Source organism: Vibrio sp. 10N.222.52.B7 (assembly GCF_041474275.1).
GTDB lineage: Bacteria > Pseudomonadota > Gammaproteobacteria > Enterobacterales > Vibrionaceae > Vibrio > Vibrio crassostreae_C.
The window spans coordinates 1-258 of sequence record NZ_JBFRTU010000689.1 but is presented as its reverse complement, the minus strand read 5'-3'; the positions used below and the strand labels follow the sequence as shown (position 1 = coordinate 258).

Annotated in this window: 1 protein-coding gene; it reads right to left on the bottom strand. The window is 48.4% G+C overall.

Annotation, left to right across the window (positions count from 1 at the left end; genetic code table 11):
* Nucleotides 1-258 (bottom strand): SUMF1/EgtB/PvdO family nonheme iron enzyme (locus tag AB4512_RS24825; RefSeq protein WP_372176130.1); only part of this gene is annotated, 258 nt, incomplete at both ends.

The window sequence follows — 258 nt, the reverse complement described above, 5'->3', positions numbered from 1 at the left end:
GTTTAAAGCCAGGGCTTTGCCAGTCATTGTCCGAAACGGTTGTGATCTCTGCATTGACGAACGTATCGCAGGTGTTCATCAGCTCAGCGTCTGTCTGGTAGCCAGTGCTGTCAACAAATGTTCTAAAGTCTTGAACACGGGTTGGAGTTGCGGCTAATGCAAACGGCTGTTTGATCGTCACTTGTTGTGCGTTGTTTTCACCGAGTAGGTAGCGACCTGAGCCGACAACAATCATTTCAGGGCTCTGAATGTTGTTTC